Origin of the sequence: Streptomyces sp. NPDC051243 (genome assembly GCF_044455405.1) — a bacterium.
Classification (GTDB): Bacteria; Actinomycetota; Actinomycetes; order Streptomycetales; family Streptomycetaceae; genus Streptomyces.
Genome location: NZ_JBITES010000002.1, coordinates 316,820 through 331,704 on the forward strand (window position 1 = coordinate 316,820; position 14,885 = coordinate 331,704).

General features: G+C 71.7%; 13 protein-coding genes. 9 read left to right on the forward strand and 4 right to left on the reverse strand.

The window, feature by feature from the left end; genetic code table 11:
• Positions 1-127: 127 nt before the first annotated feature.
• Together ACIBAG_RS05320 and ACIBAG_RS05325 are read left to right on the forward strand one after the other, a co-directional pair.
• Positions 128-1,513 (forward strand): transcriptional regulator, encoded by a 1,386-nt coding sequence (locus ACIBAG_RS05320; RefSeq protein WP_399101183.1) that lies wholly within the window; start codon positions 128-130, stop codon positions 1,511-1,513.
• A gap of 201 nt (positions 1,514-1,714) precedes the next feature.
• The gene (locus tag ACIBAG_RS05325) at positions 1,715-3,694 is read left to right on the forward strand and encodes a hypothetical protein (protein ID WP_399101185.1); all 1,980 of its coding nucleotides are present in this window, start codon (positions 1,715-1,717) and stop codon (positions 3,692-3,694) included.
• A 13-nt stretch (positions 3,695-3,707) separates the two neighbouring features.
• On the opposite strand, the gene ACIBAG_RS05330 is transcribed toward ACIBAG_RS05325, so the two are convergent.
• Positions 3,708-5,015 carry an ABC transporter substrate-binding protein gene (locus tag ACIBAG_RS05330; protein ID WP_399101187.1) on the reverse strand — a complete coding sequence of 436 codons (1,308 nt, stop codon included), beginning with the start codon at positions 5,013-5,015 and terminating at the stop codon, positions 3,708-3,710.
• A 118-nt stretch (positions 5,016-5,133) separates the two neighbouring features.
• Here ACIBAG_RS05330 and ACIBAG_RS05335 point away from each other — a divergent pair, with 118 nt between their 5' ends.
• Together ACIBAG_RS05335 and purU are read left to right on the forward strand one after the other, a co-directional pair.
• Positions 5,134-5,634, forward strand: a complete 501-nt coding sequence (locus ACIBAG_RS05335; protein WP_399101189.1) for a hypothetical protein — start codon at positions 5,134-5,136, stop codon at positions 5,632-5,634.
• Between the two features lie 47 nt (positions 5,635-5,681).
• Complete coding sequence (gene purU, locus ACIBAG_RS05340) at positions 5,682-6,563, forward strand: formyltetrahydrofolate deformylase (RefSeq protein ID WP_399101191.1); 882 nt, start codon at positions 5,682-5,684, stop codon at positions 6,561-6,563.
• 174 nt (positions 6,564-6,737) lie between these two features.
• On the opposite strand, the gene ACIBAG_RS05345 is transcribed toward purU, so the two are convergent.
• On the reverse strand, positions 6,738-8,192 hold the full coding sequence (locus ACIBAG_RS05345; protein WP_399101194.1) for a maleylpyruvate isomerase N-terminal domain-containing protein: 1,455 nt from the start codon (positions 8,190-8,192) through the stop codon (positions 6,738-6,740).
• On the reverse strand, positions 8,189-8,773 hold the full coding sequence (locus ACIBAG_RS05350) for a sigma-70 family RNA polymerase sigma factor (protein WP_399101197.1): 585 nt from the start codon (positions 8,771-8,773) through the stop codon (positions 8,189-8,191). The genes ACIBAG_RS05345 and ACIBAG_RS05350 overlap by 4 nt, the downstream gene beginning before the upstream one ends.
• Positions 8,774-9,127: 354 nt before the next feature.
• Here ACIBAG_RS05350 and ACIBAG_RS05355 point away from each other — a divergent pair, with 354 nt between their 5' ends.
• Together ACIBAG_RS05355 and ACIBAG_RS05360 are read left to right on the forward strand one after the other, a co-directional pair.
• Complete coding sequence (locus ACIBAG_RS05355) at positions 9,128-9,508, forward strand: STAS domain-containing protein (RefSeq protein WP_399101199.1); 381 nt, start codon at positions 9,128-9,130, stop codon at positions 9,506-9,508.
• A 180-nt stretch (positions 9,509-9,688) separates the two neighbouring features.
• Positions 9,689-10,201: an EF-hand domain-containing protein gene (locus tag ACIBAG_RS05360; protein WP_399101201.1), complete on the forward strand. Its 513-nt coding sequence runs from the start codon at positions 9,689-9,691 to the stop codon at positions 10,199-10,201.
• On the opposite strand, the gene ACIBAG_RS05365 is transcribed toward ACIBAG_RS05360, so the two are convergent.
• The gene (locus tag ACIBAG_RS05365; RefSeq protein ID WP_399101203.1) at positions 10,180-11,691 is read right to left on the reverse strand and encodes a class I adenylate-forming enzyme family protein; all 1,512 of its coding nucleotides are present in this window, start codon (positions 11,689-11,691) and stop codon (positions 10,180-10,182) included. The two genes, ACIBAG_RS05360 and ACIBAG_RS05365, sit on opposite strands and share 22 nt — an antisense overlap.
• A gap of 125 nt (positions 11,692-11,816) precedes the next feature.
• Here ACIBAG_RS05365 and ACIBAG_RS05370 point away from each other — a divergent pair, with 125 nt between their 5' ends.
• The 3 genes from ACIBAG_RS05370 (at position 11,817) to ACIBAG_RS05380 (ending at position 14,799) form a co-directional block, all read left to right on the forward strand.
• The gene (locus tag ACIBAG_RS05370) at positions 11,817-12,950 is read left to right on the forward strand and encodes an acyl-CoA dehydrogenase family protein (protein WP_399101205.1); all 1,134 of its coding nucleotides are present in this window, start codon (positions 11,817-11,819) and stop codon (positions 12,948-12,950) included.
• Between the two features lie 3 nt (positions 12,951-12,953).
• Entirely contained in the window at positions 12,954-13,829 is an 876-nt protein-coding gene (locus tag ACIBAG_RS05375) for an acyl-CoA dehydrogenase family protein (protein WP_399101207.1), read from the forward strand.
• Between the two features lie 508 nt (positions 13,830-14,337).
• Entirely contained in the window at positions 14,338-14,799 is a 462-nt protein-coding gene (locus ACIBAG_RS05380; protein WP_399101943.1) for an ATP-binding protein, read from the forward strand.
• Positions 14,800-14,885 lie beyond the last annotated feature (86 nt).

A 14,885-nucleotide genomic window follows, 5' to 3' on the forward strand; every position in this document is an offset into this window, starting at 1 on the left:
GCCGACGGGGCATTGATCTTCACGGCCGGAACCTTGCGGTGCACATCCAGTGAACCGGGCCGGATTCGGCGATGGAAGAACGTCAACTCGGTGCGTGGGCAGGCACCGCAGCCACAGGGGGTACGCCATGGCCGCAAGGCCTCTCGTCGCGCGACAGCCGAACGAACGGCTGCAGGCGCTCATCCAGGAAGCGGGTTGCTCGAACGCCGGGCTGGCCCGCCGGGTCAACATGTGCGGTGCCGAGCACGGCCTCGATCTGCGCTACGACAAGACGTCGGTGGCGCGTTGGCTGCGCGGACAGCAGCCGCGGGGACGGGCGCCGGCGATCATCGCCGAGGCGCTCGGCCGCAAGCTGGGCCGTACGGTCACGATCGACGAGATCGGCATGGCCAACGGCAAGAACCTCGCGTCCGGCGTCGGCCTCCAGTTCTCGCCGACTGTACTGGGGGCCATCGAGCAGGTCTGCGAGCTGTGGCGCAGCGACGTCGGGCGGCGGGACTTCCTGTCCGGCTCGTCCGTCGCCGCGTCCGCGCTGGTCGAGCCCAGCCGGGACTGGCTGATCTCGTCGCCGGACTCCCAGGTGTCACGCTCGGCGGGGCCGCGGGTGGGGCAGTCCGACGTGGCCGCCGTGCGGGCGATGACGCAGGCGCTCGTCGACCTTGATCACCAGTACGGCAGCGGGCATGTGCGGCCGGTCGTCGTGCACTACCTGAACAGTGTCGTCTCCGGGCTGCTGGCCGGGTCGTACCGGGAGACGGTCGGGCGGGAACTCTTCGCCGCCGTCGCGCGGTTGACCGAGCTCGCTGGGTACATGGCCGTCGACACCGGGCAGCCCGGGCTGGCCCAGCGGTACTACATCCAGGCGCTGCGGCTCGCGCAGGCGGCGGGCGACCGGGGCTACGGCGGCTATGTGCTGGCCGCCTCCATGAGCCACCTCGCCGCGCAGCTCGGCAACCCGCGTGAGATCGCGCAGTTGGCGCGGGCGGCGCAAGAGGGGGCGCGGGGGCGCGTGACCCCGCGCGCGGAGTCGATGTTCTATGCGGCCGAGGCGCGCGGGCATGCCCTGATGGGCGACGCGCGGTCCGCTCAGGTGGCGTCCGGGCGTGCGGTGAGCGCGCTGGAGACGGCGGATCCGGAGTCCGGGGACGACCCGGCGTGGATCGCGCACTTCGACGAGGCCTACCTCGCCGACGAGTTGGCGCACTGCCACCGCGACCTCGGCCAGGCCGAGGCGGCGGCGCGGCGCGCGGAGGAGTCGCTGGCCGGGCTCCCCGAGACGAAGGCGCGGCGCCGGGCGATCGGCTATGTGCTGCTCGCCACAGCGCAGGTGCAGCAGCGTGAGCTCGAACAGGCCTGCCACACCGGTCTGAAGGCCGTCGAACTCCTCGGGACGCTCCGTTCCAACCGGGGCGCCGAGTACCTGGAGGACTTCCAGCAGCGGCTGGAGCCGTTCCGGGACGAGCCGGTGGTAAGGGAGTTCGGGGCCCGGCTGGACCTCCAGGCCGCGGCATGAAACCAGGGGGTACGGCGGTGTGAACGGCAGGGAAACGAAGGCGCGGACGGGAAGGGAGGGCGTATACAGCGGATTGGGGGCCGTTGCTGTTACCGCGGTCACAGGGACGCAGGTCACGTCCTCGGCCGCGTAGCACCTGGAACGGAGGACCCGGTAGCGTGAGCCGACGATTCCGAAGGTCCCCCATTCGTAGGAGTCCCGGTGACGCAGAGCGGACAGGGCGAGGAGCCCTCGGCGCGGCAAGCGCGCGAAGGCATCGTGCTGCCCTCCGACGGTGGTGAGCCGCTGCTGCCGGGCATGACGGGCCGGCCGACCCCGGTACCGGCCACGCCGCCGACGACACCCCCGCCCTCGGCGCCGCACGGCGGGCAGGCCTGGGGCACCCCGTGGGGACCCGACCAGACCCAGGCCCCGACCCCGCCGGCGGCCGCGCCGGGACAGGCCTGGGGAGCACAGCCCGGCCAGTCCTGGGGCGGCCAGGAGCAGCAGTACCAGCCGCCGTCCCCGGCCCCGTGGAGCGCGGCCCCGGAGGGCGCCGGAGGCATACCGTCCCAGCCGCTGCCGCCGGAGGGCGGGGCGTACGGCGGGGGCGCGCAGGGTGCGCAGAGCGCGCCGCCGGGCACGCCGTCGTACGGCCACGGCGGCCCGGCCGGTGCACCGATGCCGGCGCAGCAGCCGCCGTACGGGCAGAGCGGCGGCCCGTCCGCGGCGCCGCTGCCGCCCGCGGGTGGCCAGGCGTACGGGACTCCGGGCGGGAGCGCGCCGCTGCCGCCTGCCGGTGGGGAGGCGTACGGGGCCCCCGGCTCCGGTGCCGCGCTGCCGCCCGCTCAGCAGAGCGGCCCGGGTGCGCCGCTGCCGCCCGCCGCGCACGGCGGCCCCAACGCGCCGCTCCCGCACGCAGGTGCCGGTGGGTTCGGGGCTCCGCTGCCTCCGGCCGACGAAGGGGCCACTCAGTACATACCGCCGGTCAGTGCCTCCCCTGCGGGTGGCGAAGACCAGGCCACCCGCTTCATACCGCCCGTCGGCGCGACCGGCACACCGCCCGCGCCTGCCGGGTTCCCCGCATCACAAGCGTCACAGGCATCACCGGCATCTCACGTGCGCGCCGCCGACGAGGGTGCGACGCAGTACATCCCGCCGGTGGGGCCGGGCGCGTTGCCGCCCGAGATGTCCAACGAGAGCACGCAGATTCTGGGGCGGGCCCGGCAGGGCGGCGCCGCCGGTGCCGCGGGCGGTGCCGGGCCGTTGCCGCCCGCGTCCGGGTCCGACGCCGACGCCACGCAGTACATCCCCCCGGTGCCCGGTCAGGCGGGGGCGCCGCAGGGCGGGCCGCAGCGGCAGCCGCTGTCCGACTTCGACAGCCTGTTCCGCAGTGGGCCCGGCGGCGAGCCCCCGGCCGCGTCCACCCAGCAGCTGCCGCGCTTCCAGCAGCCGCAACCGCAGGGCCGGCCCGAGGGGGCGTACTTCCCGCCCGGCCCGAACGACCCGCACGGTCCCTACGGCGCGGGCGGTGACGACGGTGGCCGGGGCGGTCACGGTGGCCGTACCGGCTCCCGGGTGCCGCTCATCGCCGCCGTCGGCGTCGGTATCGCCGTCCTCGGCATCGGCGCGGGCGCGCTGCTCGCCGGAGGCGGCGGGGACGACAAGAAGACCGAGGAGAACAGGCCCGCCGCCGCCACGGCCCCGGCGACCGAGGGCTCCTCCTCGCCGTCCGCCGACCCGGCCGAGCAGCAGGCCATCGCCCTGGACAAGCTGCTGGCCGACAGCGGCGACAGCCGTACCGCCGTGATCAACGCGGTGGCCGACGTGAAGTCCTGCGGCAACCTCGCGCAGGCCGCCAAGGACCTGCGTGACGCGGCCGGGCAGCGCAACCAGCTGGTCACCGACCTGTCCAAGCTCACCGTCGACAAGCTCCCCAACCACACCGAGCTGACCACCGCCCTCACCAAGGCGTGGCAGGCGTCGGCGTCCGCCGACAACCACTACGCGGCGTGGGCGGACCAGGTCGCGGCCAAGAAGGGGCAGCTCTGCAAGAAGGGCCAGGCCCGTTCCACCGGCCAGACCCAGGCCGGCAACCGGGCCAGCGGCACCGCCAGCGAGCAGAAGAAGACGGCCGCGCGGCTGTGGAACTCGATCGCCCAGAAGTACGGCCTCACCGAGCGCCAGCCGACCCAGCTGTAGGGAGGGGGGACGGTCAGTTCAGGTCGGCGTTCTGCAGGGTCCTCGTCACGTCGATGAAGCCCTTGCGGGCCGCCACCAGCCGGCCGTCCCGTACCACCTGCAGCGTCACCTTGCGGTTGACCAGACGGGGGAAGCCGACCGAGGCCAGGACGTCCTGGAACTTCCACTGGAGGGCCGGGGTGAGTCCGTCCGTGGAGATCTTCATGCCGTCGTCCAGGGCGTCGCGCACGGAGTCGGCGTTCACCTCGCCGTCGCCCAGCGACTCGACGACCTTCTTGAACACCGTGTAGGCGATCCACGTGGTCTGTACGCCGGGGTCCGCGGGGTCGATGCGGTTGTCGCCGAAGGCCTGCTCGCTGATCACCTTCTTCATGGCGTCCCAGCGCGGATCGCTCGCTACCGGGTACCAGCCGGTGATGTACGACCCGTCGTACACGGACGCCCCGCCGGTCGTGTTGATCACCGTCTGGTCGACGCTGCCGAGGACGGTGGCGGTGCGCACGTCGGAGTAGTCCTCGCGCGATCGCCGGAAGGAGTCCATGAAGGTGCTGGTGCGGTCGCCGAGGGCGGGCACCACGCAGCCCGTGTCCGACAGGTCGTCGGCGGCGTAGCCCAGGGCCCGCACCGACTGGCTCGCGTACTCGGTGGCGTCCTCGTCGGCCAGCTGGTCGCCCGAGGGGGTGTGCCCGCCCGCCTTGAGGCCGGAGTCGAGCAGGGGCGGCAGTTCGTCGCCCGCGATGGTGTCCGGGCGCACCAGCGCGACCGGCCCGCAGCGGCCGGCCAGTTCCTTGCCGAGGCCCGCCAGGAGGGTGGGCTGGCCGCCGTTGACGGGGTAGGAGAGGGGGCTGGTGAACTCGGCGTTGGTGACGCCGTAGCCGCCTATGTACGGGATGCCGGCGCCCTCCAGTGAGGGCAGGAAGGTGTCGCCGAACTGGCTGTAGGAGCCGATGACCGCGACGACGTTCTCCTCGACCGCGCGGTCGGCGCACTTCGCCGCGGCCACGCTGTCGTTGTGGTCGTTGCAGGTGAGGACCTTCAGCTTGCGGCCCTTGATGCCGCCGTGGGCGTTGACCCAGCGGGCGTAGGCCTGCGCGAAGGCGGGCATGCCCGGCTTGTTGGTGGCCTTGGTGTTCTGCGGGGCCCAGGTCATGACGGTGATCGAGTCATCCCCGGAACCCCCCGTGGTACCGGGGATGACCCCGCAGCCGACGGCGAGTGACGCACACGCCGCCAAAGCGGCCGCGGAGCGAGCCGCGGCTCTCACGGGCCGCTTGCGGGACGCGGGGAGGTTGGTGCTGCGCATGCGTGGCCTGCCGGTCATGGTCACGCACGATTCCGCCACACAACAAACCTGCGCGTGACCCTTGGTTATCAAGAGGTGACTGGAAGGTGAATTACGGGGGCCCGTGATGTGCCTGTGGAGAGGAAACGTACGATCGATGACCGTGCAAGGTTCGGACAGCTCTTCCCGTCGCGCCCGTCGCTCATCCACCATGGGCGGCATGCCACACAACGACATGCCGTGGTGGCGCTGGCGCAGCAATGTGCGCTCCGCGCTGCACATGCTCTCCGATCCGGTGTTCCAGCGGGACGTCTGGCTGGCCGGCGTCGACGGATACGGCGACGTCACCGACGCCGTCTACCGCCTGGTCGAGGACACCTGGCTGGACAACTGGTCGGCGGAGAAATACGTCGGCACCATATTCCGGGACTCGCAGGAGGCGGCGCTGGTCGACACCGCCGTGCTGCGGGTGCTGCGGATCATGCACCAGGTCGGCCCGGACGCGCCGGTCTCCGCGTACATGGAACACCAGGGGTGGCCGGAGGCGGTGCGGGCGGCGCGGGACGCGCACGTCCGGATGGCCATGGCCGACGGCGAGGACCCGGAGGCCCCGCCGCGCACGCTCGAGGTACTGCGGATCATGACGCGGTCCGCGTAACGGGACGGCTGCCCACCGGTCGCGTCGGATATGGGACCCTGTCCTGCATGAACCAGCAGTCCACCCGAGCCGCGGTCCCCGCCGACCAGTACGTCCTCATCCTCTCCTGCCCCGACAAGCAGGGCATCGTGCACGCCGTGTCGAGCTACCTCTTCATGACCGGCTGCAACATCGAGGACAGCCAGCAGTTCGGCGACCACGACACGGGACTGTTCTTCATGCGCGTCCACTTCTCGGCGGAGGCGCCGGTGACGGTGGACAAGCTGCGGGCGAGCTTCGCGGCGATCGGTGACTCCTTCCAGATGGACTGGCAGATCCACCGGGCCGAGGAGAAGATGCGGGTCCTGCTGATGGTCAGCAAGTTCGGGCACTGCCTGAACGACCTGTTGTTCCGCGCCAGGATCGGGGCGCTGCCGGTGGAGATCGCCGCCGTGGTGTCCAACCACACCGATTTCGCCGAGCTCGTGGGGTCGTACGACATCCCCTTCCACCACATCCCGGTGACGAAGGACAACAAGTCCGAGGCCGAGGCGCAGTTGCTGGAGATCGTGCGCGAGGAGGGCGTGGAGCTGGTCGTGCTGGCCCGCTACATGCAGGTCCTCTCGGACGACCTGTGCAAGCAGCTGAGCGGGCGGATCATCAACATCCACCATTCCTTCCTGCCGAGCTTCAAGGGCGCGAAGCCGTATCACCAGGCGCACGCCAGGGGTGTCAAGCTGATCGGCGCGACGGCGCACTATGTGACCGCCGACCTTGATGAGGGGCCGATCATCGAGCAGGAGGTCGAGCGGGTGGGGCATGACGTCACGCCGGATCAGCTGGTGGCGATCGGGCGGGATGTGGAGTGCCAGGCGTTGGCTCGGGCGGTCAAGTGGCATGCCGAGCGGCGGATTTTGCTGAACGGCCGGCGGACGGTTGTTTTCGCCTAGTAGCTCGGGTTCGTCTGTTTCGCGGACGGCTGCGGGTGTGTGGGGGCGGTTCGCGCAGTTCCCCGCGCCCCTCGAGTACGTGCAGTGGACGTGCCTTCAGGGGCGCGGGGCTGTATCAATTTGCGGCTCAGCCACGTGGGCGCGACCAGCCACAAACAACCCGCAGCCGCCCCCCTACATCCGGCTCAAGCTCGCCGCGGCGAACAGCACGTCCCTGATGGCCTCGCGATCGCCGACCTGCCCAGCCGCCGCCTCCTGAGGCGAGACATGCCCGGCGGCCAACCGGCAGAACTCCCCACCGTCCAGCGCGATGTGTGCCACCTCATGCTCCGCCGAGCCCACCGCCGCCGGAGAGTCCAGAGGAATCAGCCACTCTCCCCCACCGGATCCCTCGATCTCCAGCCGGAGGCTACGGCCGGGCTCGCCCGCGGTCACCAAGTGGCGGCCGGGGCCCGCGGGCGGCGCCGCCAGCCCCGCACGGCGGCGAGCCGAAAGCACTGTCGGGAGCATGCGGGCCGCCAGGTCGACCATCTGGTGCAGATCGCCGCCGGACGGCGGCTCGTACGGGTAGTCCACCGCCTCGGCGATGTCCTCCGCGTGCACCCAGCACTCGAAGGCGCGGTCCAGCATCGCGTCGTGCAGGGTCAGTTCGAAGCCGCCGTACGGCACCGACAGCCGGCCGGTGCCGCCGCCCGTGAAGGACACCGTGCGGACCAGGTCGTGGGTCTGCTCGCGCCACGGTGCCCGTACGGCGCGCGTCGGCGGGTAGTGCGAGGCCCGCCAGTACGCCTCCGTGCGCGCGGACGGCGTCGGGCGGTCCGCGGCCACGTCGCCCATCGGGTCATCCAGGCCCAGCGCGATCGCCACCAGCCCGTCCACCGTCAGCAGATGCGCGATGACCCCGGCGACGGTCGTACGGCGGCTCGCCGGCTCGTCCTTCTCGAACCACCGCAGCCGCACGGGCGCGTGCCACTCGGCGTCGCCGAAGTCCTGCAGCAGGGCGTCGAGGCGGGCTGTCTCGGCGTCGTACGGTGTCGCCCACTCCGGCACCGGGATGCGCGGTGGGCGCCGCTCCAGGCAGCCCGCGAGGACCCGGGTGCGCAGGGCCGGGTCCAGGTCGAGGGTCTCGGCGGGGTGCAGCAGGCCGACGGCCTCGCGCAGTCGCCGCGCCTCGTCCGCGCAGGTGCCGCAGCCGCCGAGGTGGTCCTCCACGGCGGCCGTCTCCTCCGGTGAGCACGCGGCCAGCGCCCACGCCCCGAGGAGCGACTTCAGGACCCGGTGCTCCAGCAGCAGCGGGGCCGGACGCGGCGCCGGTTCGGCGAGGTCGTCCATCCGCAGGTCCGGCAGGGGCTGTCCGGTGTCCTCGACGGAGGCGCGAGGGAGCGGTATGCGGGGCGGCTGGTCCCGCCTCGGCTCGGGGGTGGGGTGCCGGTCGTCGCCGTTGCCGCTGCTCATGCCGTCGGCGCCACGGGAGACGTCTGCCGCGTCGCCCTCGCCGTCTTCCTTCTCGTAAGGATCCTTGCTCCCGTGGTGCCCCGGCCCCGCGTGCTCGTCGTACGGCTCCTCGCTCCCGTGGTCCCCCGGCCCCTCGTTCTCGTCGTACACCTCGAACCGTCCCGCCTCGTTCACACGGCACCCCCGTATCCCGGCGGCGCCCCCGGCGCGGCTCCGGTGTCGTGGGCCGTGGAGAGCAGTTGCAGGCCCAGGCGGAGGCGCCGACGGGCCTCGTCCTCGGTGACGCCGAGGTCGGCGGCGGTCTGGCGGTAGTCGCGGCGCTGGAAATAGGCCAGTTCCAGGGCGGCGCGCAGCGGGACGGGCATCGACTGGACGATGTAGTCGGCGCGGGCGGCGACCGAGGCGTGTCGCACCTTGCGCTCCAGCTCCTCGGTCGAGCCCTGGCCGGCCTGGACGAGGGCGGCGGTCTCGGTGGCGCGCAGTCGCTGCACCGCGAGGCGGTGGGTCAGTGCGGCGACCCAGGAGCGCAGCGGGCCCTGCTTGGGGTCGTAGGTGTCGGGGTGCTCCCAGACATGGGCGAAGACGTCGCGGGTGAGGTGGTCGGCGGCGCGCTCGTCGCCCAGCACGGTGTGGGCGAGGCCGTGCACCAGCGAGGCGAACCGGTCGTAGAGCTCGCCGAGGGCGGCCGCCTCACCGCGGGCGAGTCGCTGCTGCATCTTGCGGTCCCAGCGGGGCGGTGCGTCCTTCTTCGCCATACGGCCCCCTCACCGGTCCGTCCCTGTCCAGCGTGCGTCCGCCGTCTCCCCGAATGTAGTCGGCACGCATGACAGCGCACGCCCCTTTGTCGCAATGTGCGCCCCTCGTAGAGCCATCGCTGGTGACGTACCTCGCACTCGTGATAGAGGACCCGCCCGACCCTGCACCCGCTCGGCTACCCGACCGTAGTGCGATCGGAACCGATCGAACAGGATCGAATGCGATTGAAACAAGCCTCTTCTGATCGGTGACCGTTTTCCGGAGGGTGTTTCAGGGAACAGCCGCTGGGCAGCCGCGCTGCAAGGAAGCGTAGGAGTCGCTTCCGTTTCAGCGGGTTTCGGCGCGCGAGGGGCGTGGTGGTGACGGTGAAAGTGATCGACGAGGAGCGGGGCGACTGGGCCGTGCTCCAGGTTTCGGGGGAGCTGGACCTGGTGACCTCGCCGGTGCTTCGCCAGCACGTCCACGAGGCGGTCGCCGAAGGGCGCCGCAGCCTCGTCCTCGACCTCTCCGAGGTCATGTTCTGCGACTCCAGCGGGGTCGGCGTCCTCATCGCCGCCCGCCGCCTGATCCGCTCCTGCCAGGGCAGCCTGCGGCTGATACTCCCCGCGCAGGGCGCGGCGGACGGCTCGCACGTCAACCGGGTCCTGGGGGCGCTGGGGGTGCGCCGGCTGTTCGACGTCTACCCGGACGTCGCGGCGGCGGTCGCGGAGGACGCGGGACCGCTGTCGGCCTGAGGGGCCGCACTGCCCGCCAACCTCGAGGGGCCCGATCACCATCCCCCGAAGTGCCACACCGTTGTACCGAAATTCCCTCGGTCTTGGCACAACCGCCACTTTCTCGCGCCCGGACGCCTCCCGGCGTCGTACGCTCCGTGCCAGAAGTACCCCACGTGACGTAAGGCGGCCCGATAAGACATGGTCAGCAGCGAGTACGAGCGCAGGATCGCCGCCCGGTTCGCCACCTTCGACCAGGACGGCAACGGCTACATCGACCGGGAGGACTTCAGCGCGGCGGCCAAGGCGCTGCTCGCGGAGTTCGGCACCGCCGCCCGGTCCGACAAGGGCCAGGCGCTGTACGGCGGCGCCGAGGCGTTCTGGCAGGGCATGGCCGGGATCGCGGACCGCGACGGTGACCAGCGCATCACCCGCGAGGAGTTCGTGAACGGCGCGGTCAAGCGGCTGCGTGACAACCCGGACCGGTTCGCGGAGATCGCCCGCCCCTTCCTGCACGGCGCCCTCGCCGTGGCCGACCCCGACGGCGACGGGTACGCCACCGTCACCGACACCGCGCGCGTGCTCGGCTGCCTCGGGGTCCACGAGGACATCGCCCGGGCGGCCGCCGCCGCGCTCGACGCGGACGGCGACGGCAAGGTGGCGGAGAGCGAGATCGTGACCGCGTTCGCCCGCTACTTCACGGTCCCCGAATAGCGCTCCCTGAGCTTGTACTTGAGCACCTTCCGCAGGGTCTCGTTGCGCGGAAGGGCGTCGACCACCTCCAACTGCTCCGGCAGCTTGTGCGTCGACAGCCCTTCCCCGCGCAGATAGGCGGTCAGTTCCGCGAGTGTCAGCCTCTGTGCGCCGGCCGGTTGTTCCACGACCGCGCAGACCCGCTCCCCGCGCTCGGGGTCCGGCAGCCCGATCACCGCCACGTCCCCGACCCCCGGATACCGGTGCAGCAGGTCCTCGATCTCCTTCGCCGAGACGTTCTCGCCCTTGCGGATGATCACGTCCTTGAGACGCCCGGTCAGCACCAGATGTCCGCTGTCGGTCAGATAGCCGAGGTCACCGGTGCGCAGGAACCCTTCCCCATCGAAGGCCGCCGCCGTATGTGCCGGATCCACATAGCCCCGGCACACAGCCTCCCCGCGCAGCCGCACCTCTCCATCGACGATCCGTATCTCCATCTGTTCCGGCGGCCGCCCCTCCGTCGTCGCCAGGTTCTCCGCCGTGTCGTCCGGCGCCCCCATCGTGATCATCGGCACCTCGGTCATGCCGTACCCGTGTGTGAGCTGCACCCCCATCTCGCGCACCACGGCGTGATACAGCTCCGGCGGCTTCGGCGCCCCGCCGCCCGCCAGCAGCCGCAGCGAGGGGACGACCTTCCCGCCGTCCGGCTGTTTGCGCTGCTCGGCGAGGAACATCGAGTAGAACGCCGTCGACCCGCCGGCGATCGTCACGCCGTGCCTGCGGTATTCCTCCAGTGCGTCCGGCAGCGCGAACTGCTCGAACAGCACCGCGGGGAAGCCGTACAGCAGGAGCATCACCATGTAGTCCGGGCCGCCTATGTGGGCGTACGGGAAGGCGATCGACCCGATGTCGGCGGCCGTGGGGCGCAGCGCGTGCGCCAGGCAGGAGCCGCCCGCGAGCAGTGAACGGTCGGTGTGCAGCACGCCCTTGGGGTCGGACGTCGTCCCGGAGGTCCAGTAGATCCAGCGCACCGAGGTGCCCTCGGCGGGCGGCGGGGGCAGTACGGCCGGATCCCCGTCGGGCAGGCTGCCGTACGCCTCGAAGACGCCCTTCGCGCCCAGTCGCCGCGCCATCTCGGTGTGGTCGAAGCCCCGCCACTCGCCCGGCACCGCGAAGAACTCCGCCTTCGACTCCCGCAGCGCGAAGCCGACTTCGCGGTCCCGGTAGAACGGGATGACGGGCGACTGTACGGCGCCCAGGCGGGCCAGCGCGAAGGAGAGCAGGGCCGTCTCGATACGGGTGGGCAGCTGCCAGGCGACGACCGTGCCGGGCCGTACGCCCATGTCGTACAGGCCGGCCGCCACGCGCTCGGCACGCGCGCGTAGCTCGCCGAAGGACAGTGAGCGGTCGTCCTGGAGGAGGACGGGGCGGTCGGGGGTCAGCTCGGCACGGCGTGCGACCAGGTCCCAGAGTGTATGCGAGGAACCCAGGGCGTGTGCGGTGTCGTTCACGACAACCCCCTATTGCTGACGGTGTGTCAGATCGTGTCCGAGAGCGTAGGGCCGGGCGCCTTGTCGGTCCAGGGGTGCGGGGCTAGCCTGCTGGTAAATCTGACGGACCGTCAGGCAGGTGATGGATGGACCTCACGTACACGCCCGAGGAGGAGGAGTTCCGGGCGCGGTTGCGGGAGTGGCTGGGCAGGGTCCTGCCGACGCTCCCGCCGAAGCCGTCCCCCGGCGACTGGCCCGCACGCCGCGCCTACGACCTCGGCTGGCAGCGCAGGCTGTACGACGCCGGGTACGCCGAGGTCCACTGGGAGGGCTCACCGAGCGTCCGTCTGATCTTCCTGGAGGAGACCGAGAAGGCGGGCGCGCCCTATGTGGGCGCCGGCTTCGTGGGGCTGCTGCACGCGGGGCCCACCATCGCCGCCGAGGGAACCGCGCAGCAGCGGGCGCGCTGGCTGCCGCCGATCCTGCGCGGGGACGAGGTCTGGTGCCAGGGCTTCAGCGAACCGGACGCCGGATCCGACCTCGCGGCGCTGCGCACGCGCGCGTGCAGGGATGGCGACGACTATGTGGTGAGCGGATCCAAGATCTGGACCTCCCATGCCGAAGTGGCCGACTGGTGCGAGCTGTTGGTACGCACCGACCCCGAGGCGCCCAAGCACCGCGGGATCAGCTGGCTGGCCATGCCCATGGACGCGCCGGGCATCACCGTACGGCCGCTGCGGACCCTCGCCGGGTCGGCCGAGTTCGCCGAGGTGTTCCTCGACGAGGTGCGGGTGCCGGTCGCCAACCGGGTGGGGGACGAGAACGACGGCTGGCGCGTGACGATGGTGACCCTGTCCTTCGAGCGCGGCACGGCCTTCGTGGGCGAGGTCGTCGCCTGCCGGCGCGTCCTGCGCGAACTCGCCGTCGAAGCGCGCAAGAACGGGCGCTGGGACGATCCGGTGCTGAGGCGGAGGCTGGGGCGGCTGAACGCCGAGTTCCGGGCGCTGTGGCGGCTGACGCAGTGGAACGTGAGCGAGGCCGAGCTGACGGGCGGGGTGCCGGGTGTCGGGGGTTCGGTTTTCAAACTGAGGTATTCGCACGCCCGCCAGGAGCTGTACGACGCGGCGGCCGACGTCCTGGGCCCCGAGTCCCTCGACCTCGACCGGCCGTGGGTCCTCGACCGGCTGTCCTCGCTGTCGTACACCATCGCGGCCGGCACCTCGCAGATCCAGCGGAACATCGTGGCCGAGCGGATTCTCGGGCTGCCGAAGGGGCGGTGACCGATGCGCTTCCAACTGACCGACGACCAGAGGGCGTTGCGAGGCGGCGTACGGGAGCTGCTGGCGCGGCGCTTCGGCCCCCAGGCGCTGCGGGCGGCCGTGGACGCGCCCGGACGCCTGGACCGCGCGCTGTGGCGCGAGCTCGGCGCCGCCGGGTTCTTCGCGCTGCGGCTGCCGGAGGCGGCGGGCGGGGTCGGACTCGGGCTCCCGGAGGCGGTGTTGGCGTTCGAGGAGGCGGGCCGCGCCCTGCTGCCGGGGCCGCTGGTGGCCACCCACCTCGCCGCGGGGGACGTGCCGGGCGCGGCCACGGGAGAGGCGGTCGTGGCGGCTGAGGGCAACGGCCTGGTGGAGTGGCTCGCGCAGGCGGACGTCGTACGGGGCGACGCGGAGGCGGCCGTACCCCTGCGGTCGGTCGACCCGCTGACGCCGCTGCATCGCGTTCCCGTGGCTTCCGATGTGGAGCCCGCGGCCGTACTCCTCACCGCCGCCGAGCAACTCGGCAGCGCCACGCGCGCGTGCGAGCTGGCCGTGCAACACGCCCGGGTGCGTGAGCAGTTCGGGCAGCCGATCGGGGCGTTCCAGGCGGTGAAGCATCTGTGTGCGGAGATGCTGGTGCGCACGGAGACGGCCCGCGCGGCCGTCTACGCGGCGGCCGTCACCGTCGACCCGGTCGACGTCGACACGGCTCGGCTGCTCGCCGACGAGGCCGCCGTACGCGGCGCCCGTGAGTGTCTCCAGGTGCACGGCGGCATGGGATTCACCTGGGAGTTCGAGGTCCATCTGCATCTGAAGCGAGCCTGGGTGCGGACGCATCGTGCAGGCGACGTGACGGACGGTGAGGAACGATTGGCCGCCGAACTGCTCGCACACCCGACCTAAACCCTCGTGGTCTGCGATGTCACCCCAGGCGCCCGCGTGGATGTCGCGGAATGTGGCATACCGGAATTACGGAGCGTTGATATCGGGTTGTGTCCTACGCGTGACTCGTCACGTCCTGGAGTCGGCGGTCCGCTCCGGTACCTTGTGTGAGATGCGAGTGGTTCCGAGCATGAGCCATGCCGGAGTTGCCCTTGAGGCGGCCCCGGATCCGGCGGTGCGCGCCGCTCCTCGCAGGGTGGGAGGGCTTTCTGCCCCCGCCTGTTCGACTCCTCGCAACAAGCGTCGCACAGTATGCCGCACGGGTACTCCTTCGCGCTGGAATATGCCCGAAGCGCTTGTTGAGGTGACTGTACGTCAACCATGCTGTCAGCTAAGGGATTCACGTTCCGTGACCCTGGCTTTGGCCATTGTTCTGGCCATGAAAAAAATGGCTAGGATCGTGGCCCTCGTGAGGCGCGGGGCTATGTGTCCGCCGGTTCGGATGGTGTGAGCGGTGCAGGTGCTTCAAGTGCAGCTGGAGATCCGGCCCGACCCCGCTGAGGTGGGGCGAGCCCGGCGGTGGGCCCGCTCGCGGCTCGCCGGGTCCGGGATAGGGGCCGACGAAGCGCTCGCCGAGACGCTGATCCTGCTCGTGTCCGAACTGGTCACCAACGCCGTGGTGCACACCGGCTGTCCGGCCGTGCTGCGGTTGTCCCTGCCGGGGGCCGCCCAGGAGTGCGCCACCGTACGGCTCGAGGTGGCCGACCGCAGTGGCCGCGCCCCGGTGCCCCGGTGTGCCGACGGTGACGCGACGGGCGGCCGGGGCCTCGCGCTCGTCGACGGTCTCGCGGACCGGTGGGGCTGGAGCTCCGAGGGTGCCGGCAAGCGGATCTGGTGCGAACTGGACCGCGCCGCGGAGTCGAACGGGGCCGCTTCCGCCTATGGGAGCGGGGCGTCGGCGTATGAGGGTCTCGCGTACGAAGCGGTGTGACGGGCGCACGTGCCCGCAATTCCGCCGGCTTCGGTGCACGGTTGCAGAAAGCGCTGTCACTCCTGCTCAGGTGGGTGTCGGGTGCG